The following is a 25,004-nucleotide window of genomic DNA, read 5'->3' as shown; positions in this document are numbered from 1 at the left end:
GTAAGAACCGGAGTCACCGCTCACGAGCGGGGCTCAGCCGAGGCGTTCGTCCACGTAGCACCAGGTCCAGGACTCGCCCGGTTCGAAGGAGCGCACCACCGGGTGGGCGGTCCGGTGGAAGTGGGCGGTGGCGTGCCGGTTGGGGCTGGAGTCGCAGCACCCCACGTGCCCGCACTGCGTGCAGATCCGCAGGTGCGCCCAGACGTGTTGGCCGGCGGCGAGGCAGTCCTCGCAACCGTCCTCGCGGCCTGGCGTCGGCGCGAGGTCCGCCGCCGCCTGCAAGTGCGCACAACTCATCGAAACCTCCGGGTGGTGAGCGCGGCGTCTGCTGCTCGAACGACAATGTGCTGTCGAACGTAAGCCACCGGCTGCGGATTCCGCAGGCGCCTCGACCGGAGACAGCATGCACGACCTACCCGCGTTGATGGCCCTGCTCGCCGGGGCGCTCGCCGTGACCGCCGTTTCCCGCCGGACCGGGATCTCCGCGCCGCTGGCGCTGGTCGTGGTGGGCCTGGCCGTTTCGTCGATCCCCGGCGTGCCGGACTACACGATCGATCCCGACCTGGTGCTGCTGGTGATCCTGCCGCCGCTGCTCTACTCGGCCGCGCTGAACAGCTCCACCATCGGGATCCGCGCCAACCTGCGGCCGATCGGGCTGCTCGCGTTCGGGCTGGTGCTGTTCAGCACCGCCGTCGCCGGGGTGCTCGCGTGGTGGCTGGTGCCGGGCATGCCGCTGAGCGTGGCGCTGGTGCTGGGCGCCGTCATCGCGCCGCCGGACGCGGTCGCGGCCACGTCGATCGGCCGCCGGCTGGGGCTCCCGCGCAAGATCATGACCGTGCTCAGCGGCGAGAGCCTGGTCAACGACGCCACCGCGCTGACCGCCTACCGGGTGGCCGTGGCCGCCGCGATCGGCACCGGCTACTCGCTGCTGGCCGGGGTCGGCATGTTCCTGCTGGCCACGGTCGGCGGCGTGGTGATCGGCTACGCCATCGGCTGGGTCGTGCACCGCGTCCGGCGGCTGCTGCGCGACGACATGCTGGAAAGCGCGGTCGGGCTGATCGTGCCGTTCTTCGCGTACCTGGTCGCCGAGGAGGTGCACGCCTCCGGGGTGCTGGCCGTCGTGGTGGCCGGGCTGTACCTGGGGCACCGCGCGCCGTCCGGCAGCGCCGCGACGCGGCTGCAGGACCGGGCGGTGTGGAACGCGGCGGACACGCTGCTAGAAGCGGTCGTGTTCGCGCTGATCGGCCTGCAACTGCGCAGCGTCTTGGAAAGCGTGTCGACGGGCTTCGGGCCGCTGGTCATCGCAGGCCTCGTCCTCACCGCCGGGATGGTGCTCGCCCGCGCCGCGTGGGTCTTCCTCGTGATGTACCTGCCGGAACTCCTCCGGCGGCGCAGCCCGGACTGGCGGCACAAGGTGATCGTGTCGTGGGCGGGGATGCGGGGCGTGGTGTCGCTGGCCGCCGCCTCCGCGATCCCCACCGCGACGTTGGCCGGGGAACCGTTCCCGCACCGCGACGAGGTCCTGTTCCTGACCTTCTTCGTGACGCTGGCGACGCTGCTGTTGCACGGCACCACGCTGCCCTGGCTCATCGGATTCCTCGGCGTGCGGGGCACCGAGGACTACACCGACGCGCTCGCCGAAGCCGAAGCGCAGCACAACGCCGCCCGCGCCGCGCAGGAGCGGCTCGACGAGCTCACCGCGGAAGCGGAGCCGCCAGGCGACGTGGCCGAGCGGCTGCGCCGCGCCGCGCAGCAGCGCAGCAACCAGGCGTGGGAGCGGCTGGGCCGGTCCGCCGACGAAGTCGGCGAGAGCCCGACGGCGGCGTACCGGCGCCTGCGCGGCGAGATGCTGGCCGCGGAGCGGGCGGTGTTCGTGCAGTTCCGCGACGACCGCCGCATCGACGACGAAGTGCTACGCCGCGTCATGCACCAACTGGACCTGGAAGAACTCTGGCTCTCCCGCGACTGAACTTGACATTTGGGTCACTTTGCGCAGCGGCGCGGGCGACAACAGGCACGTGGGAATTTCCTGGTTGTGGCCGCTTCTACGTCAGGAAGCCGAGCTGCGAGGAGAGTTCTTTGGCGGCGATGCGCATCGCGCCGACGACCTCGCGCATTCGCTTGCGGGAGAAGCGGTACGACGGGCCGGAGGCGCTCAGCGCCGCGATCACGTCGCCCTCGTGGTTGTAGACGGCGACCGCCGCCGCGTTGAGCCCGAGTTCCAGTTCTTCGTAGCTCGTCGCGTATCCGTCGCGGACGATCAGCTCGAAGTCCTTGCGCAGCTCGCCGGCGTTGGTGACCGTTCTGGTCGTGTAGCGCTCCAGCGGCCGGACGAGCACCTCGTCCTGGTCCTCCCGCGGTGCGTGCGCCAGCAGGACCTTGCCGCTGGACGTGGCGTGCAGCGGGGTGCGCTGGCCGACCCAGTTGTGCGCCGTGACGGCCGCCGTGCCGCGGGCCTGGCTGATGTTGATGGCGACGTCGTTGTCCCGGATTGCGATGTTGACCGTCTCGCCCAGGTCGGCGGCCAGCGATTCGCAGAACGGCCGGCCGAGCCGGGGCAGGTCCATCCGCTCGGTCGCCGCGCCCGCCAGCCGCACGATGCCGAAGCCGATCGCGTACTTGCCGCGCTCCCCCAGCTGTTCCACCAGGCCCCGGGCTTCCAGCACGCTCACCAGCCGGGAGGCCGTCGACTTGTGCACTCCCAGCTCCCCGGCGATCTCGGTGATGCCGGCTTCCCCGTTGCGCGCCAGCAGTTCCAAGACGGTCACAGCCCGGTCGACGGACTGCACCAGAGCGCCAGAACTCCTTCCGCGTGCTTCAGCTGCGCTACCCACCGGTCAACCGTATCCGTTCGAGGTGCACATCCCGGAACCATCCGTTGTCCCTCTTGACGTTGTCGCAACATAAGGGTCAGATTTGTTGCGAATACTACGCTCTGTTCCTCATTGTGCAACGGAGGTCGGCTTGTTGTCACTCACTGCGGCCGCCCCACCGGCCGTGATCGAGGCATGAACACGGTGGTCGTCGTCGGCTCGTCGGTGGCGGGCTGGCGGGCCGCGCAGGAGCTGCGCGAGCAGGGCTTCGACGGGCGGCTGGTGATCGTCGGCGCGGAACCGCACCGGCCCTACGACCGGCCGCCGCTGTCCAAGGAATTGCTGGCCGGGAAGCTGCAACCGGAGGAACTCGCGCTGGGCAACGAGCAGGAGGAGGCCGACCTCGCCGCCGAGTGGCGGCTGGGCGTCCCGGCGGCGCGGCTGGACTCCCGGCGCGGCACCGTGGTGCTCGCCGACGGCAGCGAGGTCCGCGCCGACGGCGTCGTGCTGGCCACCGGATCCACCCGGCGGAGCCTGCCGGGCAGCGCCGAAGCCGCCGGCAGCCACCGGCTGCGGACCGTCGACGACGCGATGGCACTGCGCGGGGAAGTCCGGGCCGGCGCTCGGGTGGTGGTCGTCGGCGGCGGGCTGATCGGCACCGAGATCGCCTCGACCTGCCGGTCCCTGGGCGCGGAGGTGACCCTCGTCGACGCCCAGCACCTGCCGCTGGCGCGCACCCTGGGCATCGAGCTGGCGCCGCTGTGCTTCGCGCAGCACGAGGACCACGGGGTTCGCGTGCGGTGCGGAACGCCCGCCCAGCGCGTGCTCGCCGACGACCGGGTCACCGGCGTGGAGCTCGCCGACGGCCGGGTGATCCCGGCCGACGTGGTGGTCGTCGAGGTCGGCGCGGAGCCCGCCACCCGGTGGCTGCGCGGATCGGGGCTGAAGCTCCGCGACGGCGTCGTGACCGACTCCGGGTGCGTGACCGCGCTGCCGAACGTGGTGGCGGTCGGCGACGTCGCGCGCTACCAGCCATCACACCGGTCGCACACGGTGCGCAGCGACCACTGGTCGACGGCGATGAACCAGCCGCCGGTCGCGGTGCGCAACCTGCTCGCCGGGCGCACCGCGGCGGCCTACACCGGGGTGCCGCACTTCTGGTCGCAGCAGTACGGTTCGACGCTGCAGTTCGCCGGGTACGCCGGGCCGAAGGACCGGATCACGGTGGTGGACGGCTCGCTGAAGGCCCGCCGGTTCGTCGCGACCTACCAGCGCGGCGGCCGGACGATCGCGGTGTTCGCGATGAACAGCCCCAAGCAGTTCGCCACCCACCGCCGCCGCCTCATCACGGCCCTGACGTCGCCGGCCCCGGCCCGCCGCTGATGCGCCGCGGTCAGCCCCCGATGAACTGCAGGAGATCGGCGTTGAACTTCTCCTTGTCCCCCGGGACCATCGCGATGCCGTGCGAGCCGCCCTCGTAGACCTTCAGGGTCGCGTCCGGGATGAGTTCGGCGGACTTGCGGCTCGTGGCCTCGATCGGCACGACCTGGTCGTCGTCGCCGTGGACGACGAGCGTCGGGACGTCGAACTTCTTCAGGTCCTCGGTGAAGTCCGTGCGCGCGAACGCGTCCACGCACCGCACTGCGGCCTCGATGGATTCCTGCATGGCCATGAACCAAAAGGCGTCCCGGTTGCCCTGGGTGACCCTGTTGCCGTCGCGGTTGGCGCCGAAGAACCCGGCGGAGGTGTCCTTCCAGAACTGGGAGCGTTCGGCGAGGATGCCGTTCTTGATGTCCTCGAACACCTCGGCGGGCACGCCCTCGGGGTTGTCGTCGGTCTTGATCATCAGCGGCGGGATCGCGGACAGCAGCACGGCCCCGCTGACCCGGCCGGTGCCGTGGCGCCCGATGTAGCGGGCGAGTTCGCCGCCGCCCATCGAGTGCGCGACGAGCGTGATGTCGCGCAGGTCGAGGGAGTCGATCAGGTCCTTCAGGTCGTCGGCGAAGGTGTCGAAGTCGTAGCCTCCCCAGGGCTGGGCGGAGCGGCCGTGGCCGCGGCGATCGTGGGCGATGCCGCGGAACCCCCGGTCCGCCACCAACTTCAGCTGGTCTTCCCAGGCATCCGCGTTCAGCGGCCAGCCGTGGCAGAACACCACCGGCCGGCCGCTGCCCCAGTCCTTGTAGTAGATCTCGACGCCGTCGCGCGTGGTCGCAGTCGGCATGCCTCTCCCCCTCGGTGGATGCCGTTTCTCCAAGCAGCCAGCCACCATTGAGGCACAGGGCCCGAACCAGCACAACCGCGATCAGGGCGCGGTGAACTCCTGCACCGCGTCCAGGAGCAGGTCCGCCAGGTAGTCGGCGAAGGAGTTGCGGATGAGGATCCGGTACGCCGGTTCCGGGGTCAGCTGCCAGAGGATCGCCTGGGTTCTGCCCAGCAGGGTCTGGGCGCAGCGGCCCTGGGTGAAGGACCTCGGGTGCAGGTCCAGGGAGCAGATCTTCTCCAGGACCTCGCGGGACAGCGGGCCGGACAGGCGCAGCGCCGTGCGGTTCGCGGATACGTCCACTGTGGATCCCAGCGAGTCCGCGAGCGCGCCGCGGACCGATGCGACCAGCTCGGCCGCGCGGCCGTCCGGGGCCACCAGGAGCCACTCGTCCGGGCCGAGCCAGAGGGCCGCGGCGTTCTCGTCGCCCGAGACGAGGTTCGGTTCGTGGTGCGGTAGCGCGAGGTCCAGCGCGTGCTCGACGCGCGCCACCGCCGGGCTGCCCGGGTGCACCCGCAGGTTCACCTGGGTCAGGAACGGTTCCTCCGCCAGCCGCAACCGATCGGTGCCGATCGCAGCGAACTCCGCCGCGCGGCCGGCGAGCGGGCTGCGGCGCAGGGACAGGGTGTCGACCTGTGCGGGGCTAGCGACCGTCACGGCGGGCTCCTTCGACGTCGTAGAACAGCGGCTTGGTCACCTCGACCGGGATCGACCGGCCGTCGACCGGCACGTCCAGCACCTCGCCGATGCGCTGACTTCCGTTGCGCACCAACGCCATCGCGAACGTCCGGTCCAGGATTGCGCTGCGGTAGCTGGACGTGACGTGCCCGAGCATCGGCACCGGCGGCTCCAGCGGGATGCCGGGCTCGACCAGGTGCGCGCCCTCCGGCAGGAGCTCCGCCGGGTCCAGCGGCAGCAGCCCGACCAGCTGCTTGCGGTCGGTTCGCGCGGTGTCCGGGCGGGCGAACGAGCGCCTGCCGATGAAGTCCTTGCGCTTCGACACCACCCAGTCCATGCCGAGGTCGTGCGGGGTCACGGTGCCGTCGGTGTCCTGCCCGACGATCACGAACCCCTTCTCCGCACGCAGCACGTGCATAGTCTCGGTGCCGTAGGGCGTGATGCCGAAGTCCCGGCCCGCCTCGTGCACCGCCTCCCACACCGCCAGGCCGTACCAGGAGGCGACGCTGACCTCGAACGCCAGCTCGCCGGAGAACGAGATCCGGCTGATCCGCGCCGGAATCCCGTTGCCCAGCACGGTTTCCCGGAACTCCATGAACCCGAACGCCGCGGCCGAGACGTCCAGGCCGGGCGCCAAGCGGGCGACGACCTCCCGCGAGTCCGGGCCGACCACCGCCACCGTCGCCCACTGCTCGGTGACCGAGGTGCAGTGCACCGCCAGGTGCGGCCACTCGGTCTGCAGCCACTCCTCCAGCCACTCCAGCACCACCGCGGCGTTGCCGGTCGTGGTGCTCATCAGGTAGCGGTCCTCGGCCAGCCGCATCGAGACGCCGTCGTCGAAGACCATGCCGTCCGCGGTGCACATGACGCCGTAGCGGGCCTTGCCGACCGGGAGCTTGGCGAAGGCGTTGGTGTAGATCCGGTTCAGGAACTCCGGCGCGTCCGGCCCGACGATCTCGATCTTGCCCAGCGTCGTCACGTCCTGCATCGCCACCCCGGTGCGCGCCGCCAGGCATTCGCGCCGCACCGCCGCGGCCATGTCCTCGCCGGGACGCGGGTAGTACCAGGGCCGCTTCCACTGGCCGACGTTCTCGAACTCCGCGCCGTGCGCCACGTGCCAGGAGTGCATCGGCGTGGTCCGCACCGGGTCGTGCAGCACTCCCCGGTCCCGCCCGGCCAGCAGGGCGAACGACACCGGCACGTAGGGCGGCCGGAACGTCGTGGTTCCCACGTCGCCCGGCGATTTGGCCAGCAGCGCGTCGGCGATCACGCCGATGGCGTTCACGGCGGAGGTCTTGCCCTGGTCGCTGCCGGTGCCGATCGTGGTGTAGCGCTTGACGTGCTCGACCGAGCGCATCCCGGCGCCGACCGCGCGCCACACGTCGGCGACCGTGGAATCCCGTTGCAGGTCGACGAAGTGGTCCGTCCACCGCGCCGGGTCGCCGGACTCGCCGGGCACCAGCCACAGCGGGCGAGGCTGCGCGACCGGCCGGTCACCGGTCACCGGCGGGACGGGCGGCGCGGCGATCCGGAAGCCGCTCGCCGTCGCCGCCTCGGCGCCGGCCGACAGGCCCTGGGCGAGGCAGCCGGCGAGGTCGTAGGTGCCGCGCGCGGCCCCGATCACCTTGGGCAGCCCGGGTTTCTGCGCCGGCACGAGCCCGGCCACCAGCTGGTCCCAGCGCACCGCGCCGCCCGCCTGGCTGAACAGGTGCACGGCCGGGCTCCAACCGCCGCACACCGCCAGCAGGTCGCACCCGACTTCCACCGGCGGGCCGGCGATCAGTCCCGCGCCGTCGATCTCGGCGATCCGCGCGGACGACACCCGCCGGTCCCCAGCCGTACCGACGACGGCGGAGCCGGTGAACACCTGGGCGCCGATCGACCGGGCCTGCTCGACGAGCCGTTGCGGCGGTTCGGGCCGGGTGTCGACGACCGCGCGGACGCGCGCGCCCGCGCCGGCCAGGTCGAGCGCCGCTTGGTAAGCGCTGTCGGACGTCGTGACCACGACGGCCTCCCGGCCCGGTAGCACCGCGAAGCGCTTGATGTAGCTGCGCACCGCCGAAGCGAGCATGACGCCGGGCCGGTCGTTGTCGGCGAAGACCATCGGCCGCTCGTGCGCCCCGGTGGCCAGCACGACCCGCTGGGCGCGCACGTGCCACAGCCGCTGGCGGTTGCCGCGGCGCTCGGCTATGAGCAGGTAGTTGTGGTCGTAGTGGCCCACGGCAGTGGCGCGGGTCAGCACCCGCACCTCGGGCAGGTCGACGAATTCCCTTGCCGCGCGGGAGATCCACTCGACGGCGGGCCGGCCGTCGATGCGCTCGCCGCCGTCCAGCAGCGACCCGCCGAGCTCGCGGCCCTGCTCCACCAGCACCACCCGGGCGCCGCTGCGCCCGGCCGCCAGCGCGGCGGCGATCCCGGCGGGACCGGCGCCGACCACGACGACGTCGGCGTGCACGTACTTCTTGTCGTAGACGGTGGGATCCGGCGCGTTGCTGAGCCAGCCGATGCCCGAGAGACTCGCGACCTGCAAGCCGTCGTAGAGCTCCAGCCGCGTCGCGGGCACCAGCGGCTCCGGGCCGCCGTCGAGCACCTGCACCAGCGCGTTCGGTTCGGTGCAGTCGGCGGTGACGATGCCGCGCGGGCGGTCCCGGTAGATCGACGGGCCCACCTCGATCCGGCCGTTCGCGAGCAGCGCCGAGGCGAGCGTGTCGCCGGGATGCCCGGCGAACTCCATGCCGTCGAAGGTGAAGCGCAGCGTTCGGGTCCGGTCGATGCGACCACCCTCCGGCAGGCGGGAAGGAGGAGAGAGCCGTGTCATGGCGCCACCTTTCCGGGCATCTCCGGGTGCATCTCGTTGGTCGCGGTGTCGCGGACGACGTTGAACCAGCGCCGGCAACCCGCGGAGTGCGTCCAGCGCTCGTGGAACAACCCGCGCGGGTTGTCGCGCACGAACAGGTACTCGGCCCAGGCGGCGTCGTCGACGTCGGCGGGGCTGTCGGGGTAGTCGACGTGGGCCTGACCGCCGTAGTGGAACTCGGTCTCGTCCCGATCGCCGCACCAGGGGCAATGGATCAGCAGCATTGGGGCTCCAAACGGGGTCGTGAGCGTTTTGGACTGCCATAGCGGTCCAAAACGCTCACGAGCTCAGTGGGCGACGGCGGCTGCGCCGTGTTCGTCGATCAGGGCTCCGGTGCGGAACCGGTCTAGGCCGTAGGGCTCGTTGAGCGGGTGCGGGCTCCCGGTGGCGATCGTGTGCGCGTACACCCAGCCCACGCCGGGCGTGGCCTTGAAACCGCCGGTTCCCCAGCCGCAGTTGAGGAAGAGGTTCTCGAACGGCGTCGGCCCGATGATCGGCGAGGCGTCCGGCGTGACGTCCACGGTGCCCGCCCAGGTCCGGATCACGTGCGCCCGCGCGAAGATCGGGAACAGCTCCAGCGCCGCGGCCATCTGGCGCTCGATCACGTGCACCGATCCGCGCTGGCCATAACCGTTGTAGGAGTCGATGCCCGCGCCCAGCACCAGTTCGCCCTTGTGCGCCTGGCTGCAGTAGACGTGCACGTGGTTGGACATCACGACGCACGGGTGGATCGGCTCCAGCAGCTCGGAGACCAACGCCTGCAGCGGGTGGCTCTGCAGCGGCAGGCGCAGCCCGAGCGTGTCGGTCAGCAGGGTCGTCCGGCCGGCCGCCGCGAGCGCCACCCGGCCCGCGCCGATCGGGCCGAGCGACGTCCGCACGCCGGTCACCCGGTCGCCGTCGGTCTCGAATCCCGTTACCTCGCAACCCTGGATCAGGTCCACGCCCAGCTCGTCGGCCTTGCGGGCGAACGCCCACGCCACGTGGTCGTGCTTGGCGATCCCGCCGCGCCGCTGCAGCGTCGCGCCCAGCACCGGGTACCGGATGCCGGCGGAGAGGTTCAGGATCGGGCACAGCTCCGCGATCTCGGCCGGCTCCACCCATTCCGCGTCGACCCCGTTGAGCCGGTTGGCGAACACCCGCCGCCGGGAGTCCCGGACCTCCTGCTCGGTGTGCGCGAGGTTGAGCACGCCGCGCTGGCTGAGCAGGAAGTCGTACTCCAGCTCGGCGGGCAGCTGCTCCCACAGGTCCAGCGCGTGGTTGTAGAGCGCCGCGCTGGCGTCGAAGAGGTAGTTGGAGCGGATGATCGTGGTGTTGCGCGCCATGTTGCCGCCGGCCAGCCAGCCGCGTTCGAGCACCGCGACGTCGGTGATGCCGTGGTTGCGCGCCAGGTAGTAGGCGGTCGCCAGGCCGTGGCCGCCGGAACCGACGATCACCACCTCGTAGTGCCGTTTGGGTTCCGGGGTGCGCCACAGCCGCGGCGGCGGCTCGGGCAGCAGGGGACGTGACACCGCAGCCTCCCGCAGAAGCAGGTTCTACCAGGTGAAATGACATGAGTAGAAGTCAGCGACAACTGATATATCAGTCTTTCGGGTAGGCTACGAGACGTGCCCGCAGACGTCAATTCCCGATCCGGCGACCCGCTCTCCCAGGCCGAGCGCGCGTACCTGACGCTGCGCGACCTGATCCTGACCCTGCGGCTGCCGCCCGGCGCACCGGTGCAGGAGGAGCCGCTGACCACCGAGCTCGGCATCGGCCGCACCCCGTTCCGGGAGGCCGTCAAGCGACTGGAGGCCGAGTCGCTGGTGGCGATCTACCCGCGCCGCGGCAGCTTCGTCACCGAGGTCAACATCACCGACCACGCGCTGATCGCCGACGTGCGCCGCCGCCTGGAGGGGCATGCCGCCCGCCGCGCCGCCGAGCGCGCGACCGAGGCGGAGCGGTCCGAGCTCGACGAGCTGCGGATGCTGACCGATGGCCTCGGCGGCGAGCAGGCGGTGATCATGGACGTCGACTCTCGGGTGCACCGCACGATCTACCGCTGCACCCACAACCGCTACCTCGAAGGCACCCTAGGCCAGTACTACAACCTGGCGCTGCGGATCTGGCACCTGTTCTTCGACCGGCTGCCGGACGTCTCCGAGCACGTCGAGGAGCACGCGGAACTGCTCAAGGCGGTGATCGCCGCGGACGCCGACCGCGCGGACCGCATCGCGGTCGCGCACGTCGACCACTTCGAGCAGGCCATCCGCCGGCTGATCTGACCGCGATCCCAATGGAAGTCGAAGATCCGACCTCCATTGGGATCGCGGCCGGACCCGGGCACGCGGCCAGGTGCACCTGATCGAGATCTTGGGGATCTCGTTTGCCGGCAACGGTATCCGCGTTGACCCGTTCGGGGTCGCCGTCGCCCGGACGGACGCGCCGGGGGGCACCGCGCGTGGTCTCCGGGCCGCCTCGGACCCTCGGTCGGCCGGCGCCGAAATTCGACTCCCGCGCGTCCTTGACGCGGCCCTCGGTCGAAGCGCACTGTTGCGATACACGCGGAGGGTTGTCGTAGACGCAACAAGGCGGCAGCGATGGATTCGAGCGCCCAAGTCCTCGTCGTCGGGGCCGGCATCGTGGGGTGCAGCACCGCATACCACCTGGCGCGCCTCGGGATCACCGATGTCCTCGTGGTGGAGCAGGGACCGCTGTTCGCCACCGGTGGATCCAGTTCCCACGCGCCCGGCCTGGTCTTCCAGACCAACCCGTCCGAGACGATGAGCCGCCTGGCCGCCGACACCGTGCGCTGCTACGCCGGGCTGGAACTCGACGGGCTGCCCTGCTTCCACCAGGTCGGCGGGATCGAGGTCGCGACGACGCCGGAGCGCTGGGCGGATCTCCAGCGCAAGCTCGGTTTGGCCACCGCGTGGGGCATCCGGGGCGAGCTGCTCGATCCGCAGCAGGTGCACGACCGCATCCCGCAGATCGACCCGGCGCGCATCCACGGCGGCCTGCACGTGCCCACCGACGGCATCGCCAAGCCGGTCCGCGCCGCGGAAGCGATGGCGCGCGAGGCGAAGCGGCTCGGCGTGCGGTTCGCCGAGGGCACCGAGGTGATCGGCTTCGACGTGCGGGACGGGCGAATCCGCACCGCGCACACCTCGGGCGGCGACGTCGCGGTGCAGACCGTGTTGTGCTGCGCGGGGATCTGGGGCCCGAAGGTCGGCCGGCTGGCCGGGGTGTCGATCCCGGTGCAGCCTCTGGCGCACCAGTACGCCGTGACCAGCCCGGTGCCGGGCCTGGAGCCGGGCGACGGCGAGGTCCGGCAGCCGATCCTGCGGCACCAGGACAGCTCCATGTACTTCCGGCAGATCCACGACCGCTACGGCATCGGCTCCTACCAGCACCGCGCGATCCCGGTGCGCAGCGACGACCTGCTGCCCACCGCCGCGCCGGGCGCGGGCGCCGAGGCTCCATCGGAGGGCGGCGGCTGGAAGGGCATGGCGTCGGTGCAGCCGTTCACGCCCGAGGACTTCGCCGGGCCGTGGGCGGACGCCTGCGAGCTGCTGCCCGCGCTGCGCCGCGCCGAGATCACCGAGGGCATGAACGGCCTGTTCCTGTTCACCGCCGACGGCATGCCGGTGCTCGGCCCGTCCAACGAGGTCGGCAACTTCTGGGTCGCCGAGGCCGTCTGGATCACCCATGCCGCCGGGGTCGGCCGGGCGATGGCGCAGTGGCTGGCCGGCGAGGTGCCCGGCATCGACCTGCGGCAGGCCGATCTCCGCCGCTTCGAGGACTTCGCGCACAGTCCGTCCTATGTGGGCGAACGCGGCGCGCAGAGCTTCCGCGAGGTCTACGACATCATCCACCCGCAGCAGCCGCCGGAGCACCCGCGCCCGCTGCGCACCAGCCCGTTCCACGACCGGCAGCGCGAGCTCGGCGCGGTGTTCCTCGAGGCGAACGGCTGGGAGCGACCGCACTGGTACGAGAGCAACAAGTCCCTGGTCGACGGCCGCGACATCGCCGAGCCTGGGCCGTGGGCGGGGCGCTACTGGTCCCCGATCGTCGGCGCCGAACACCAGGCCACCCGTGAGCGAGTCGCGATGTACGACATGACTTCCCTACCCCGGGCGGAGGTCTGCGGTCTGGGCGCCCTGGACCTGCTGCAGCGGCTGACCACCAACCAGCTCGACCGGCCGCCCGGCTACGTCACCTACACGCTGATGCTGGAGCCCACCGCGGGCATCCGGGCCGACATCACGGTCGCCCGGCTGGCGCGGGACGCCTTCCAGGTCGGCTGCAACGGCCCGCGCGACATCGCCTGGCTGCGCCGCCACGCCGACGAGACGGTCCAGGTCCGCGACATCACCGGTGGCACCTGCTGCATCGGCCTGTGGGGGCCGCGGGCCCGGGACGTGCTCGCGGCGCTGGCCGACCGGGACGTCTCGCGCGAGGCCTTCCGGTTCTTCCGCGCGAAGCGGCTGTTCGTCGGCGAGGTGCCGGTGCTCGCGCTGCGACTGTCCTATGTGGGCGAACTGGGCTGGGAGCTGTACACCTCGGCGGAGTTCGGCAGGCGGCTGTGGGACCTGCTGGCCGCCGCGGGCGCCGAGCACGGCATCTTCCCCGGCGGCCGCGGCGCGTTCAACGGACTGCGCCTGGAGAAGGGATACCGAGCCTGGGGGGCGGACATGTGGAGCTTGCACGATCCCGATGAAGCGGGCCTGGCCTTCGCGGTGAAGGCCGACAAGGGCGAGTTCGTCGGGCGAGACGCGTTGCTGCGGCGCCGGGAGCGGGCCCCGCGGCGGCGGTTGTGCTGTCTGAGGATCGACGACGGCACCGTGTTGATGGGATCCGAGCCGGTGTTCGCCGACGACGCCGCCGTCGGCTTCACGACGAGCGCCGGCTATGGGCACAGCGTCGGAGCGAGCCTCGCCTACGCGTGGCTGCCCGCCGAGCTGTCCGATCCGGGCACCCCGGTGCGGGTGGCCTACTTCGACCAGCGACATCCGGCGACGGTCGTCGCTGACCCCGTGTTCGACCCCGAGATGACCAGAATGCGCTGCTGATCGGCGCATTCCCCCAGCAGACCTGCAAAACGCCCGGCCGTGGTGATCGGCCAGCGGTGTGGGTGCCGCACACCCTGCCAGACCTTGATCAGGAGGAACCAGTCATGAGCATCAACCCGAACCCCGGCGTCCTGCTCTACCCGCGCCTGCGCAAGTCGCCGTTCTTCCACGCCTCCCGGCGGCACGGCGTCGGCCTCTACAGCGTGTACAACCACACCTACCACGCCCGCCACTACGGCGACCCGATCGGCGAGTACTGGGCGCTGCTGGAAGGCGTGACGCTGTGGGACGTCGGCGTCGAGCGGCAGGTGGAGATCACCGGACCCGACGCGTTCGAGTTCACCAACATGCTCGTGCCGCGCGACCTGACCAAGTGCAAGGTCGGGCAGTGCAAGTACGTTTTCGTCACCGCCGAGGACGGCGGCATCATCAACGACCCGGTGCTGCTGCGGCTCGGCGAGAACCACTTCTGGCTGTCGCTGGCCGACAGCGACGTGCTGCTGTGGGCGAAGGGCCTGGCGCACAACCTGGGGATGGACGTGCAGATCCGGGAGCCGGACGTCGGACCGGTGCAGGTCCAGGGGCCGAAGTCGCGGGACGTGCTAGTCGACCTGTTCGGCGAGTCCATCCTGGACGTTCCCTACTACTACGCCGTCGACCGCGAGCTCGACGGCATGCGGATGGTGGTGTCGCGCACCGGCTACACCGCCGAGCTCGGCTACGAGATCTACCTGCACGACGCCAGCCGCGACGGGGTGAAGCTGTGGGACGCCATCTGGGAGGCCGGGAAACCGCACGACCTGAAGGTGATCGGGCCGTGCCACATCCGGCGCATCGAGGCCGGCATCCTGTCCTGGGGCTGCGACATCACCTACGACACCAACCCGTTCGAGGTGGGCTACGGCTTCGAGAAGACCTGGATGGTCGACCTCGACCAGGAGGCCGACTTCATCGGCAAGGCCGCCCTGCGGCGGATCAAGGACGAGGGCATCAGCCGCAAGCTCGTGGGCGTCGAGATCGGCGGCCCGAGCGTGGGTTCGTTCAACGACGGCGCGATGATCGACACCTTCGACGTGCACGACCCGCACGGCCTGCGCATCGGCGAGGTCACCTCGGCCTGCTACTCGCCACGTCTGGAGCGCAACATCGGCTACGCGATGGTGCCGATCGCCTACCACGAGCTGGGCACCGAGCTGGTGGTGGACACCCAGCACGGCCCGCAGGAAGCGGTGGTCGTGGAGAAGCCGTTCCTGGATCCCACCAAGGACATCCCGAAGAAACTCGTCCGGACGGCGTGAAGGATTGATCAGGAATGGCCTTCGCAGCGGTGCAAGTAGCGGAACCTCAGACGCCCCCTCGGTCCGGGATCCCCGAGGAGACGTCTGAGAACCCGCGGCGGTGCGAGTTGAGTCCCACACTGCAAGCGGCTGACGCCGCTTCTAAAGACGGCGGACGGTGGTGATCGAGATGGATGCCAACGCCGGGCAACTGGAGCAGTACCTGATGAACGCCCGGTTCGAGGTGCTGCCGCTGCGCGGCGCGGTCGAGCAGGCCGAGCTGCTGCCGGCGGGGACGACCGTGACCGTCACCGCCTCCCCGTCGAAGGGCACCGAGGCGACCCTCGACGTCGCCGCCCAGCTGGTCGGCCGCGGCCTGCGCGCGGTGCCGCACCTGGCCGCCCGGCTGATCGCCGACACCGCGCACCTGACCGCGCTGCTGGACCGCGCAGACGGGCTCGGGTTGTCCGAGGTGTTCGTGGTGGCCGGCGACTCCCCCCAGCCGCGCGGTGACTTCCCGGACGCGTTGGCGCTGCTGCGCGCGATCGACGAGCTGGGCAGGCGGCCCGCGCGAGTGGGCATCACCGGGTATCCCGAGCGGCACGCGTTCATCTCCGACGCCTCGACGATCCGCGCGATGGCCGAGAAGTCCCGCTACGCCGACTACGTCGTCTCGCAGATCTGCTACGACCCGCACACCGTGGCGGCCTGGGTGAAGGCCGTGCGGGCCCGCGGCCTGGCGCTGCCGATCCACATCGGGGTGCCGGGCGTGGTGGACGCGCACCGGCTGCTGCGGATCTCGCTGAAGATCGGACTCGGCGAGTCGATGCGCTTCCTGCGCAAGCAGCACGGCGTGGTGTCGAAGCTGCTCACCCGCTACACGCCCGAGGAACTGCTCGGCGAGCTGTCCCCCCACCTCGCCGACCCGGACCTCGGCATCGCGGGCTGCCACTTCTTCACGTTCAACGAAATCGCGAAGACCCTGCAATGGCGCCACGACCTGGTCGCCAGACTACGGGAGGTCCCCGCATGAGCATTCCGTCCGATTTGGACATCTCCCGGGCCACCGCGCTGCTGCCGCTGGAGGACGTCGCGGCGCAGCTGGGCATCGGCGCGCACCTGCTCGAACCCTACGGGCGCAGCGCGGCGAAGATCTCGCTGGACGCGCTCGACGAGCTGCCCGAGCGGCCGACCGCGCGCTATGTCGTGGTCTCGGCCATCACGCCCACCCCGCTGGGCGAGGGCAAGACCACCACGACGGTGGGGCTCGGCCAAGCGCTGCGGCACCTCGGCAAGCGCTCCGCGGTCGCGGTCCGGCAGCCGTCGATGGGCCCGACGTTCGGCATCAAGGGCGGCGCCGCGGGCGGCGGCTACAGCCAGGTGGTGCCGATGGAGGCGCTGAACCTGCACCTCACCGGCGACATGCACGCGGTCACCGCGGCGCACAACCTGCTGGCCGCGATGCTGGACAACCACCTGGACAAGGGGAATTCGCTGGGCATCGACCCGAACCGGATCACCTGGCGGCGGGTGCTGGACGTCAACGACCGGGACCTGCGCAACATCGTCACGGGCCTGGGCGGCAGGCTCGACGGCACGCCGCGGCAGACCGGCTTCGACATCACGGCGGCCAGCGAGGTGATGGCGGTGCTCGCGCTCTCCACGTCGCTGCAGGACATGCGGCGGCGGCTGGGCCGCATCGTCGTCGGCTACACCCGCGACGGCTCGCCGGTCAGCGCCGAGCAGCTGCGGGCGGCCGGGGCGATGACGGTGATCATGCGCGAGGCGATCAAGCCGAACCTGATGCAGACCACCGAGAACACGCCGGTGCTGGTGCACGCGGGGCCGTTCGGCAACATCGCGCACGGCAACTCGTCGGTGGTGGCCGACCGGATCGCGAGCCGCTGCGCGGACTACGTGGTCACCGAGGCGGGATTCGGCGCCGACATGGGCGCGGAGCGGTTCTTCAACATCAAGTGCCGCACGTCGGGCCTGCGCCCGGACGCGGCGGTGCTGGTGGCGACTGTGCGCGCGCTGAAGGCGCACTCCGGGCGCTACAAGGTGGTGGCGGGCAAGCCCCTGCCCGCGGCGATGCTGGCGGAGAACCCCGACGACGTGCTGGCCGGGGCGGCGAACCTGCGCAAGCAGATCGACAACATCCGCCTGCACGGGGTGTCGCCGGTGGTAGCGATCAACGCGTTCCCGACCGACTACCGCAGCGAGCACGAGGCGATCCGGCAGGTCGCCGAGGCGGAGGGCGCGCGCGTCGCGATCAGCAACCACTTCCTGGAGGGCGGCAAGGGAGCGGTGGAGCTGGCCGAAGCGGTGGTGGCGGCGGCCGAGGAGCCGAACGGTTTCCAGCTGCTGTACCCGGATTCGGCGGACCTGCGGGCGAAGATCGAAACGATCGCGACGAAGGTGTACGGCGCGGACGGCGTGTCGTACCTGCCGGCGGCGGCCCGCGCCCTGGACGGCTACGAGGCGAACGGCTTCGGCGACCTGCCGGTGTGCATCGCCAAGACGCACCTGTCGCTGAGCTCGGACCCGACGCTGCTCGGAGCCCCGACGGGCTGGACCCTCCCGGTCCGGGAGGTCAGGGCCTCGGTGGGCGCGGGCTTCATCTACCCGATCTGCGGCGAGATGAGGACGATGCCGGGCCTGGGCTCCCACCCGGCGGCGGAGACGATCGACATCGACGACCACGGCCAGATCACCGGCCTGAACTGAGACATGCAGGGCTTGTGAGTGAATATCCGGGCTCTAGCCTAGGATATTCACTCACGACTCCGCGTCAGGCGTCGAAGCGACCGGACTTGATGCTGCTGATCAGGCCCGCGAAAGCCTTGGATGACAAGACCATGGCCGGAGACGATTCGCCGAGCTTGCTGTCACGGACCAAGGCGGTATCCGTCATGTTCGTGGCGATCTCAACGCAATTGCCTGCCTGATCGGAACATCGTGTTCATCTGCTTTAGGACGGATGACAGCGAAGCCCAGGGCAGGGACTTCGAAACCGCCCTCGAAGCTGAGCTCTTGGTCGGATTCCGAGCGGATCGCGGCGTCTGCATGTGGCAGACGTACGGGGACGACGACGCCGTGACGACGGGCGGAACGAATGACGAAGCCATCATCTACGGGACACATCAAATCCCGTTCCCCCCTGGCTCGGAGATCGACGCGACGGCCGTGATCGACGCAGCGGAGGAAGTTCGCGTCGACGGGGGCGCGGCCAACATGCGTCACTTGGACCAGCTACCAGGAGTCGATCCCCTTTGAGGACACGGGAATGAGCGGTGAAGCCTTGGACGCGTTGTTCGAAAACTCCGGCAACGCTAGTTCGGCAAGCCCGGACGCGAGCCGCTGAGGACCGCGATTCGCACAGCCAGGCACGAAAAGAGCCTCGCGCCGAACAGGGACGAACCCAAGTCAGCGTGTGGGCGCGTTCGGCTCGGAGCGAAGGCGAGGGTCAGTACCGCTCCGCCGCTGTTCGGTCGCGGGGATCGATCGTGCGGGTGAAGTGCATGCACACCACGGGGGTGGTCTCGTCGACTCGGCGGCCTTCGGTTTCCTGCCAGTACCGGAGGTGGGCTCGGCGCCAGTGGTCGAGGTCGGCGTAGCCCTCGCCTTCGGCCTCGGCGAACTCCCACGGCACCTCGCCGAAGGCCACGGTCGTCACCGCCGTGACCCGGAGCTCGGCCAGGACCGCGCCGTGGTCGTCGAGCAGGGCGAGGCGCTCGCCGGGCGATTCGAGCTCCTCCCCCTCTTCCGCGTACTCGGCCAGCAAGGAGGCGGTGGCGGTCTTGGTGCCCGCCAGGACGAGGGCGTTGAGTTCGCCGCGGAGGCCACCGGGAGTGCCGAGTTCGAGCGTCCGCATCCCGTTCACACGTGGCCACATCCCGCCGACTCTACCGAGGCTCCGGCCGGTTACACCGCCGCGTTCAGATACGCGCCGCGCTCGGCCTGACGGTCAGTCCGACAGGCCCAGGCGCAGGTGTTCGATGTGGTAGACCGCCTCGTCGAGCAGCTGGGCGACGTGGTTGTCGTACAGCGAGTAGACCACGCTGCGGCCGGAGCGGTTCCCGACGACGAGGCCGAGCGAGCGCAGCAGGCGCAGCTGGTGCGAGACCGCCGACTGCTCCATGCCCACCGCCTCCGCCAGTTCGCCCACCGCCATCGCGCGCTGGCGCAGTTCGCTGAGGATCAGCAGGCGCGAGGGCGTGGCCAGGGCCTGCAGGGTCTCGGCGACCGAGGCGGCCGACGCCGCGTCCAGCCGCGCGGTCGGCGTGACATCGCGCTTGACCCCATGACCCATGTCCGGGAGTCTAACGGCCTGGGACATATGAACGGTTGATCAGACGTTCATGTATCGTGCTCGCCGGACCACAACCGACTCCGGAGGGGTGCTCGCGATGACCGCCGTCACCGACCGCACGACCACACCGATACCCGAGCCGCCGAGCACCCGGCGCGGCCTGTTCGCGCTCCCGGAGGCGCGGTGGGCCGCCGCGGCGCTGGCGGCGTTCCTGCTCGGCCTCGCCGTGCAGCTCGCCGGCGGCCCCGCCGGGCTCTACTGGGCGCTGTACCTCGTCTGCTACGCCACCGGCGGCTGGGAACCGAGCCTCGCCGGGCTGCAGGCGCTGCGCGAGAAGACCCTGGACGTGGACCTGCTGATGATCGTCGCGGCCATCGGCGCCGCCGCGATCGGGCAGATCACCGACGGCGCGCTCCTGATCGTCATCTTCGCCACCTCCGGCGCCCTGGAGGCCTACGCCACCGCCCGCACCGAGGACTCCGTGCGCAGCCTGCTCGACCTCGCGCCGGAGACCGCGGTTCGGGTGCGCGATGGCGTCGAGGAGACCGTCGACACGGCGAAGCTGCAGGTCGGCGACGTGATCGTGGTGCGACCCGGCGAGCGGATCGGCGCCGACGGCGAGGTGCTCGACGGCACCAGCGACATCGACCAGGCGACCATCACCGGCGAGCCGCTGCCTGCGGCGAAACGACCGGGCGACGAGGTGTTCGCCGGCACCCTCAACGGCACCGGCGCGCTGCGGGTGCGCGTCGCGAAGGACGCCTCGGAGTCGGTGATCGCGCGCATCGTGGCGCTGGTCGCCGAGGCCGGCGAGGCGAAGGCGCCGACGCAGCTGTTCATCGAGAAGATCGAGCAGCGGTACTCCATCGGCGTCGTGGTCGCCACGCTCGCGGTCTTCGGGATTCCGCTGCTGTTCGGCGACGCCCTGGAAGGCGCCCTGCTGCGCGCGATGACGTTCATGATCGTCGCCTCGCCGTGCGCCGTGGTGCTGGCGACGATGCCGCCGCTGCTGTCGGCGATCGCCAACGCCGGGCGGCACGGCGTGCTGGTGAAGTCGGCCGTGGCGATGGAACGGCTCGGCGAGGTCGAGCGGGTCGCGCTGGACAAGACCGGCACCCTCACCGAAGGCACGCCCCGCGTGGTGCGGGTCGACCCTGCCGACGGCCGCGACGCCGACGAACTCCTCGCGCTGGCGGCCGGCGCCGAGCACCTCAGCGAACACCCGCTGGCGCGCGCGATCGTCGCGGCGGCACGCGAAAAGGGCCTCGCCGTCCCGGCCGCCGAGGACTTCCGGGCCACGCCGGGGTTCGGCGTATCGGCCACAGTGGACGGACGCGTCGTGGCGGTCACCAGCCCGCGCGGCTCGGACATCGCCGCCGACCTGGAAACCGCGGGCCACACCACGGTGCTGGTGACCGTCGACGGCTCCCCCGCCGGAATGCTCGGGATCGCCGACCGGCTGCGCCCGGACGCCGCCGAAGCGGTGCGCGGGCTGCGGGAACTGACCGGTGCTGAGCCGGTGCTGCTCACCGGCGACAACAAGCGCGCGGCGGCCCGGGTCGCGGCCGAAGTCGGCATCGGCGACGTGCGCGCGGACCTGCTGCCCGCGGACAAGGTCGCGGCCGTGCGGGAGTCCGGGCAGCGGACGATGGTGCTGGGCGACGGCGTCAACGACGCGCCCGCGCTGGCCGCCGCGCACTGCGGGGTGGCGATGGGGCGCACGGGCTCCGATCTCACGCTGCAGACGGCGGACGTGGTGATCGTCCGCGACGAGCTGGTCGCGGTGCCGAAGGTCGTGGACCTGTCCCGCCGGGCCCGCCGCCTGGTCAAGCAGAACCTCGTCATCGCGGGCACCTTCATCGCTGTGCTGGTGGTGTGGGACCTGGTAGGGAACCTGCCGCTGCCGCTGGGAGTGGCCGGCCACGAGGGCTCGACGATCATCGTGGGCCTCAACGGCCTGCGCCTGCTCGGCGAACACGCCTGGCGCCGCCGCTGACCGCCCGAGGCTAGTGTTGCGCCATGGCGGAATCCCCGGGTGACGGCGCGGCGCAGCCCGATGTCGTGAGTGGGTGTGGTCGCTGCGACGACCACGACCACTCACGACTCGAAACCGTCCGCACCCAGCGCCGCGTGCGGATCGTCGTCGACAACGTCACCGCGATGACGCGACTGCTCGACGTGGTGGACCTGTTCGAAGGGGACTTCCGGGTCGGGCTCGACTTCGCCTGGAACAGCGCCGATCCGCAGCCGAACGGGCTGGCGGAACTGTTCGCCGCCAAGGGCGTCTTCCCGGTACCGCCGGGATGCAAGCGGGAATACCACCTCGCCATCACGGCAGGCCACAGTGGACTCCGCGAGCTGAAAGCGCCGATTCTTTCGCTACCACACGGGATTCGTTACACTAAGATCGTTCCGGAAGCCCGGAAGCCCGGAAGCCCGGAAGCCCGGAAGCCCGGAAGCCCGGAAGCCCGGAAGCCCGGAAGCCCGGAAGCCCGGAAGCCCGGAAGCCTTCGGCCTGTCGCCTGAGCTGCTGCTGGACGACGGACGTCCGATCCCGTCGGCGATCGTGCTCTCACACCACGAACAGCTCGCGAGGCTGCGCGCCTCGGCGCCGCAGGCCGCCGAGGTAGCGGCCGTCACCGGCGATCCCTGCTACGACCGGCTCCGCGCCAGCGTGCCGTGGCGGCTGCGCTACCGCCTGGCGCTCGGTGCCGACGGCGACCAGACCGTCATCGCCATCAGCTCGACGCATCGGAAGAACTCGCTGCTGGGCGAGGTTTCCGTACTGTACGAGCGACTTCTGACCGAGCTGCCGGTCGACGAGTTCCGCGTGGTGACGATCCTGCATCCGCACATCTGGAACGAGCACGGGCCGCACGCTGTGCACCGCTGGCTGGCGCCGCACCAGCGGTCGGGCCTGATGGTGGTGCCGCCGGAGTACGGCTGGCGCGCCGCTCTGGTGGCCGCCGATCTGCTCATCGGCGACCACGGCTCGGTGACCGCCTACGGCGCGGCGCTGGGCCTGCCCACGTCACTGGCGGCGTTCCCGGAGTCCTCAGTCGCACCCGACTCTGCGGTAGCGCTCGTCGGATCGCAAGCGCCCCGGCTGGACCTGGGGCAGCCGATCCTGCCGCAGCTGCGGAAGACCATCGCCGAGCACACGCCTGAGAAATCGGCCGCCGTGCACCAGATGATCACGTCCTGCCCCGATGGGGCGGCGGAGCGGCTGCGGGAGCTGTGCTACTCGATGCTCGGCCTGACGGAACCCCGAACAGAACCGGGCGTACCTCCCGACACCGTGCAGGGGCTTCCCGGCGGGAACTGGCCGTGGCGTCCAACTGCCATGTACGCCACCGGAAGAGTGCACAGTGGATGCGAGATCTCGTTGGACCGGTATCCGGCCGAAATGGTTCCGATAGAGCGCATTCCGGAGCGAAGCCACCTGGTGGTGACCGCAGACCATCCCGGTCCACGGCTTCGCGCCGTCGCCGACGTACTCGTGCTGGCCGACGCCGAGCAGTGGGGCCGGCACACCGAAACCTGGCTCCGGGAAGCCATTTCCGCACGTCCAGGGCTGCAGCTGGCCGCAGCGGCGTGCCGAGACTCGTGCATCATCCGAACCCGATACGGTGACCAAGCACGCCTCAGCGGCTCCGACGACCCGGTGATCTACGCCTCCGCGGTGTTCGAGTGGCTGGCGACGGGGCGTGAGCTCGCCGGCCTCTCCCCCGGTCTCACCGTCAACGGCCGACCGGTCGCGGTGTCATGACTCGCGCGCCAACAGCGCCTGAGCACGCCGATTTCCCAGCACGGTGAGGATTTCCGCCGCCTCCCGGCGCTGACCCGCCGCCGCCTGCACGTCCCCGTTGCGCGCGCTGAGCTCCGCCAGCAGCTCCAACGCCGCCGCCTGGTCGGCAGCCATCCGCGCCGCGCGGCACAGTTCAAGCGCCTTCTGGCCCCACCGCAACGCCTCCGCCAGGTCGTCGCCTTGCAAATGGGCTTCGGCCAGCGACAGCGCCACCTTCGCGCTGTTGGCCTGCTCCCCGAGGCCGACGAAGAAGTCGAACGCCTCCGCCAACCGTGGCAGCGCCTCCGATGCCCGCCCGGCACGGGTCAACACCCGCCCCGAGTGCATGCGGTATAGCCCCAACGGACGGGACTGCCGATCCGCCGCGAAGCGCTTCTCCACGATGTCGCGGGACCGTTCGAAGCAGCGCAGGGCCTCGTCGCACTCCTCGCGCCGCTCGTGGATGAGGCCGATCCATTCGATGGCGCTCTGCTGTCCCCAATCGTCGTGGTTCGCCTCGGCGATGTCGTACGAGAGCTCGAATTGCTCTTGTGCCGCGCGGTATTCACCCGCCGCGTAGCAAGCCGAGCCGAAGTGCGAGTGCATGCGCACCAGCGCCCGGGGATCGCCCAGCCGCTCGGCCGCCGCGATCCCGAGCGGGAGGATCTCGATCAGGTCCACGAAGTAGTTGCGGTCGGTGTAGTAGCTGAACAGGCTCTCGCACAGCTGCCAGGCGCGGTCGTCCAACCCGGTTTCCACCGCGATGCCCACCAACGCCGACAGCGTCTCGCGCTCCGCCTCCAACTCCTCCAACGCCCGCTCCGCCGCGCGCTCGCCTGCATGCGCCGGACGCACCGCGTCGTAGCGCGAGCTGAGTCGTCGCCGCTTCGACAGCACGATGTCCCGCGCCATCAGGAAGTCGTGGTAGTGCTCGACGATCCGGCGCAATGCGGCCGGAGAATCGTCGTCCGCGGACAGCTTGGCCTTCGCATGCTGCCGCAGCAGCGCATGAATGCTGTACCGCCCGCTGACCGACACCACGAGGTTCGCCCGGGACAACGCCAGCAGCAGCTCCTCGGTATCCGCAACCGACTCGCCGAGCAGCGCCGCAGCCGCCTCCAGGGAGAACTCCGTCGCCGGGTGGCAGCCCAGCAGCCGATAAGCGTGCTGCTGATCCTTCGACAACGCCTGGTAGCCGAACTCGAAGGCACCGTCGAAGGGCCGCTCTCCGTCCACCTCCAGGCGGCGCAACAGATCCGGCGCAATTCTGTCCACATAGGACGATATTGAGAAACGGCCGGGCAATTGCGCGGCCGCCACCTGCAACGCCATCGGGTGCCGCCCGCACGCCTTGCTCAACTTCCGCAGCGCGGCCACTTCTGCCTCGGCGCTGTTCCCGAGCTGCCCCGCCAGCAGTGCGATCGCCGCTTCCTCCTCGAACGGCGCCAACCGCATCGGTTCGACCGCGCCGCCCAGGAACGTGAGCTCGCGGCGGCTGGTGACAAGCACCGCACTGGTCGGCGACGACGGCAGCAGCGCCCGCACCTGCGCTGCGGTCGCGGCGTCGTCGAGAATGACCAGGATCCGGCGACCTTCGGTGATGTTGCGGAACGCGGCGGCTCGCTCGTGCTCCGTCGCCGGCAGCGCCGCGCCGGCCAGGCCGAGCATCCCGAGGAAGCCACTCAGTATCTCGCCCGCGCTTCGCGGCCCGGCAGGATCGGATCCGCGCAGGTCACCCACGAAGATCCCGCCCGGGAACTCCTTCCGCACCTGGTGCGCCCAGCGCAGCGCGGTCAGCGACTTGCCGATGCCCATCATCCCGCTAAGGGTTCCTAACAAAGGGTTTTGATGTGTCGGTAGCAGATGATGCAGGTGGCCAGGCCGAGGAACGCTTCGTGGATGTCGTCGCGGCGTTCCCAGCGGATGCGGAGGCGTCGCATGCCGTGGTACCAGGCGATTGTGCGCTCGACGA

At 70.8% G+C, this 25,004-nt stretch carries 22 protein-coding genes and 1 pseudogene; 11 read left to right on the top strand and 12 right to left on the bottom strand.

Annotation, left to right across the window (positions count from 1 at the left end; genetic code table 11):
* Nucleotides 1-33: 33 nt before the first annotated feature.
* A complete protein-coding gene (locus E1288_RS09475; RefSeq protein ID WP_132483404.1) occupies nucleotides 34-297 on the bottom strand; it encodes a UBP-type zinc finger domain-containing protein in 264 nt (87 codons plus the stop codon).
* A 106-nt stretch (nucleotides 298-403) separates the two neighbouring features.
* Here E1288_RS09475 and E1288_RS09470 point away from each other — a divergent pair, with 106 nt between their 5' ends.
* Nucleotides 404-1,969 carry a Na+/H+ antiporter gene (locus tag E1288_RS09470; protein ID WP_132483402.1) on the top strand — a complete coding sequence of 522 codons (1,566 nt, stop codon included), beginning with the start codon at nucleotides 404-406 and terminating at the stop codon, nucleotides 1,967-1,969.
* 76 nt (nucleotides 1,970-2,045) lie between these two features.
* Here E1288_RS09470 and E1288_RS09465 read toward each other — a convergent pair whose 3' ends face one another.
* Nucleotides 2,046-2,789, bottom strand: coding sequence for an IclR family transcriptional regulator (locus E1288_RS09465; protein WP_132483400.1), 744 nt, complete (start codon nucleotides 2,787-2,789; stop codon nucleotides 2,046-2,048).
* A 219-nt stretch (nucleotides 2,790-3,008) separates the two neighbouring features.
* Between E1288_RS09465 and E1288_RS09460 the strand changes: the two genes are divergently transcribed.
* Nucleotides 3,009-4,196, top strand: a complete 1,188-nt coding sequence (locus E1288_RS09460; RefSeq protein ID WP_132483398.1) for an NAD(P)/FAD-dependent oxidoreductase — start codon at nucleotides 3,009-3,011, stop codon at nucleotides 4,194-4,196.
* Between the two features lie 10 nt (nucleotides 4,197-4,206).
* Here E1288_RS09460 and E1288_RS09455 read toward each other — a convergent pair whose 3' ends face one another.
* From E1288_RS09455 to E1288_RS09435, 5 genes are all read right to left on the bottom strand, one after another.
* Nucleotides 4,207-5,034, bottom strand: coding sequence for an alpha/beta fold hydrolase (locus tag E1288_RS09455; protein WP_132483396.1), 828 nt, complete (start codon nucleotides 5,032-5,034; stop codon nucleotides 4,207-4,209).
* Nucleotides 5,035-5,115: 81 nt separating this feature from the next.
* Entirely contained in the window at nucleotides 5,116-5,730 is a 615-nt protein-coding gene (locus tag E1288_RS09450) for a sarcosine oxidase subunit gamma (RefSeq protein ID WP_132483394.1), read from the bottom strand.
* Nucleotides 5,717-8,569, bottom strand: a complete 2,853-nt coding sequence (locus E1288_RS09445; RefSeq protein ID WP_132483392.1) for a 2Fe-2S iron-sulfur cluster-binding protein — start codon at nucleotides 8,567-8,569, stop codon at nucleotides 5,717-5,719. Before E1288_RS09445 ends, E1288_RS09450 begins: the two co-directional genes overlap by 14 nt.
* On the bottom strand, nucleotides 8,566-8,832 hold the full coding sequence (locus E1288_RS09440; RefSeq protein WP_132483390.1) for a sarcosine oxidase subunit delta: 267 nt from the start codon (nucleotides 8,830-8,832) through the stop codon (nucleotides 8,566-8,568). The genes E1288_RS09445 and E1288_RS09440 overlap by 4 nt, the downstream gene beginning before the upstream one ends.
* Before the next feature lie 63 nt (nucleotides 8,833-8,895).
* Nucleotides 8,896-10,116, bottom strand: coding sequence for a sarcosine oxidase subunit beta family protein (locus E1288_RS09435; RefSeq protein WP_132483388.1), 1,221 nt, complete (start codon nucleotides 10,114-10,116; stop codon nucleotides 8,896-8,898).
* A gap of 96 nt (nucleotides 10,117-10,212) precedes the next feature.
* Between E1288_RS09435 and E1288_RS09430 the strand changes: the two genes are divergently transcribed.
* The 5 genes from E1288_RS09430 (at nucleotide 10,213) to E1288_RS09410 (ending at nucleotide 17,660) form a co-directional block, all read left to right on the top strand.
* Nucleotides 10,213-10,869 (top strand): GntR family transcriptional regulator, encoded by a 657-nt coding sequence (locus E1288_RS09430; RefSeq protein WP_132483386.1) that lies wholly within the window; start codon nucleotides 10,213-10,215, stop codon nucleotides 10,867-10,869.
* Between the two features lie 315 nt (nucleotides 10,870-11,184).
* Nucleotides 11,185-13,656 carry a GcvT family protein gene (locus tag E1288_RS09425; RefSeq protein ID WP_132483384.1) on the top strand — a complete coding sequence of 824 codons (2,472 nt, stop codon included), beginning with the start codon at nucleotides 11,185-11,187 and terminating at the stop codon, nucleotides 13,654-13,656.
* Between the two features lie 104 nt (nucleotides 13,657-13,760).
* Nucleotides 13,761-14,954: a glycine cleavage T C-terminal barrel domain-containing protein gene (locus E1288_RS09420; RefSeq protein ID WP_132483382.1), complete on the top strand. Its 1,194-nt coding sequence runs from the start codon at nucleotides 13,761-13,763 to the stop codon at nucleotides 14,952-14,954.
* Between the two features lie 169 nt (nucleotides 14,955-15,123).
* Nucleotides 15,124-15,966: a methylenetetrahydrofolate reductase gene (locus E1288_RS09415; RefSeq protein ID WP_132483380.1), complete on the top strand. Its 843-nt coding sequence runs from the start codon at nucleotides 15,124-15,126 to the stop codon at nucleotides 15,964-15,966.
* Complete coding sequence (locus E1288_RS09410) at nucleotides 15,963-17,660, top strand: formate--tetrahydrofolate ligase (protein WP_132483378.1); 1,698 nt, start codon at nucleotides 15,963-15,965, stop codon at nucleotides 17,658-17,660. Before E1288_RS09415 ends, E1288_RS09410 begins: the two co-directional genes overlap by 4 nt.
* Nucleotides 17,661-17,724: 64 nt before the next feature.
* Here the strand turns inward: E1288_RS09410 and E1288_RS09405 are convergent, their stop codons facing one another.
* On the bottom strand, nucleotides 17,725-17,847 hold the full coding sequence (locus tag E1288_RS09405) for a hypothetical protein (protein ID WP_132483376.1): 123 nt from the start codon (nucleotides 17,845-17,847) through the stop codon (nucleotides 17,725-17,727).
* Between the two features lie 44 nt (nucleotides 17,848-17,891).
* Here E1288_RS09405 and E1288_RS09400 point away from each other — a divergent pair, with 44 nt between their 5' ends.
* Nucleotides 17,892-18,209, top strand: coding sequence for a hypothetical protein (locus E1288_RS09400; RefSeq protein ID WP_132483374.1), 318 nt, complete (start codon nucleotides 17,892-17,894; stop codon nucleotides 18,207-18,209).
* A 190-nt stretch (nucleotides 18,210-18,399) separates the two neighbouring features.
* Here E1288_RS09400 and E1288_RS09395 read toward each other — a convergent pair whose 3' ends face one another.
* Together E1288_RS09395 and E1288_RS09390 are read right to left on the bottom strand one after the other, a co-directional pair.
* Nucleotides 18,400-18,828 (bottom strand): ASCH domain-containing protein, encoded by a 429-nt coding sequence (locus tag E1288_RS09395; protein WP_132483372.1) that lies wholly within the window; start codon nucleotides 18,826-18,828, stop codon nucleotides 18,400-18,402.
* 72 nt (nucleotides 18,829-18,900) lie between these two features.
* Nucleotides 18,901-19,245, bottom strand: a complete 345-nt coding sequence (locus E1288_RS09390; protein ID WP_132483370.1) for an ArsR/SmtB family transcription factor — start codon at nucleotides 19,243-19,245, stop codon at nucleotides 18,901-18,903.
* Nucleotides 19,246-19,342: 97 nt separating this feature from the next.
* Here E1288_RS09390 and E1288_RS09385 point away from each other — a divergent pair, with 97 nt between their 5' ends.
* From E1288_RS09385 to E1288_RS09375, 3 genes are read left to right on the top strand one after another with little or no spacing between them, the layout of a single operon-like run.
* On the top strand, nucleotides 19,343-21,241 hold the full coding sequence (locus E1288_RS09385) for a heavy metal translocating P-type ATPase (protein ID WP_132483368.1): 1,899 nt from the start codon (nucleotides 19,343-19,345) through the stop codon (nucleotides 21,239-21,241).
* Nucleotides 21,242-21,264: 23 nt separating this feature from the next.
* Nucleotides 21,265-21,771 carry a hypothetical protein gene (locus E1288_RS09380; RefSeq protein ID WP_132483366.1) on the top strand — a complete coding sequence of 169 codons (507 nt, stop codon included), beginning with the start codon at nucleotides 21,265-21,267 and terminating at the stop codon, nucleotides 21,769-21,771.
* A gap of 40 nt (nucleotides 21,772-21,811) precedes the next feature.
* The gene (locus tag E1288_RS09375) at nucleotides 21,812-23,014 is read left to right on the top strand and encodes a hypothetical protein (RefSeq protein ID WP_132483364.1); all 1,203 of its coding nucleotides are present in this window, start codon (nucleotides 21,812-21,814) and stop codon (nucleotides 23,012-23,014) included.
* Here E1288_RS09375 and E1288_RS09370 read toward each other — a convergent pair.
* Both E1288_RS09370 and E1288_RS48675 read right to left on the bottom strand, forming a co-directional pair.
* Nucleotides 23,009-24,871, bottom strand: a complete 1,863-nt coding sequence (locus E1288_RS09370; protein WP_328592446.1) for an NB-ARC domain-containing protein — start codon at nucleotides 24,869-24,871, stop codon at nucleotides 23,009-23,011. The two genes, E1288_RS09375 and E1288_RS09370, sit on opposite strands and share 6 nt — an antisense overlap.
* A pseudogene (locus E1288_RS48675) lies at nucleotides 24,865-25,004 on the bottom strand (IS5/IS1182 family transposase); the annotation flags it as partial. The gene E1288_RS09370 and the pseudogene E1288_RS48675, both read right to left, overlap by 7 nt.

It is taken from the genome of Saccharopolyspora elongata, assembly GCF_004348985.1.
GTDB lineage: Bacteria > Actinomycetota > Actinomycetes > Mycobacteriales > Pseudonocardiaceae > Saccharopolyspora > Saccharopolyspora elongata.
The sequence above is the reverse complement of the archived record's forward strand: the minus strand, read 5'-3'. Positions and strand labels throughout refer to the sequence as shown.

What these genes read in the sequence shown, in the direction of transcription:
- E1288_RS09475 (WP_132483404.1), bottom strand. Translation starts at nt 297, where the DNA reads ATGAGTTGTGCGCACTTGCAGGCGGCGGCGGACCTCGCGCCGACGCCA.
- E1288_RS09470 (WP_132483402.1), top strand. Translation starts at nt 404, where the DNA reads ATGCACGACCTACCCGCGTTGATGGCCCTGCTCGCCGGGGCGCTCGCC.
- E1288_RS09460 (WP_132483398.1), top strand. Translation starts at nt 3,009, where the DNA reads ATGAACACGGTGGTCGTCGTCGGCTCGTCGGTGGCGGGCTGGCGGGCC.
- E1288_RS09455 (WP_132483396.1), bottom strand. Translation starts at nt 5,034, where the DNA reads ATGCCGACTGCGACCACGCGCGACGGCGTCGAGATCTACTACAAGGAC.
- E1288_RS09445 (WP_132483392.1), bottom strand. Translation starts at nt 8,569, where the DNA reads ATGACACGGCTCTCTCCTCCTTCCCGCCTGCCGGAGGGTGGTCGCATC.
- E1288_RS09440 (WP_132483390.1), bottom strand. Translation starts at nt 8,832, where the DNA reads ATGCTGCTGATCCATTGCCCCTGGTGCGGCGATCGGGACGAGACCGAG.
- E1288_RS09425 (WP_132483384.1), top strand. Translation starts at nt 11,185, where the DNA reads ATGGATTCGAGCGCCCAAGTCCTCGTCGTCGGGGCCGGCATCGTGGGG.
- E1288_RS09420 (WP_132483382.1), top strand. Translation starts at nt 13,761, where the DNA reads ATGAGCATCAACCCGAACCCCGGCGTCCTGCTCTACCCGCGCCTGCGC.
- E1288_RS09415 (WP_132483380.1), top strand. Translation starts at nt 15,124, where the DNA reads ATGGATGCCAACGCCGGGCAACTGGAGCAGTACCTGATGAACGCCCGG.
- E1288_RS09410 (WP_132483378.1), top strand. Translation starts at nt 15,963, where the DNA reads ATGAGCATTCCGTCCGATTTGGACATCTCCCGGGCCACCGCGCTGCTG.
- E1288_RS09405 (WP_132483376.1), bottom strand. Translation starts at nt 17,847, where the DNA reads ATGACGGATACCGCCTTGGTCCGTGACAGCAAGCTCGGCGAATCGTCT.
- E1288_RS09395 (WP_132483372.1), bottom strand. Translation starts at nt 18,828, where the DNA reads ATGTGGCCACGTGTGAACGGGATGCGGACGCTCGAACTCGGCACTCCC.
- E1288_RS09390 (WP_132483370.1), bottom strand. Translation starts at nt 19,245, where the DNA reads ATGGGTCATGGGGTCAAGCGCGATGTCACGCCGACCGCGCGGCTGGAC.
- E1288_RS09385 (WP_132483368.1), top strand. Translation starts at nt 19,343, where the DNA reads ATGACCGCCGTCACCGACCGCACGACCACACCGATACCCGAGCCGCCG.
- E1288_RS09380 (WP_132483366.1), top strand. Translation starts at nt 21,265, where the DNA reads ATGGCGGAATCCCCGGGTGACGGCGCGGCGCAGCCCGATGTCGTGAGT.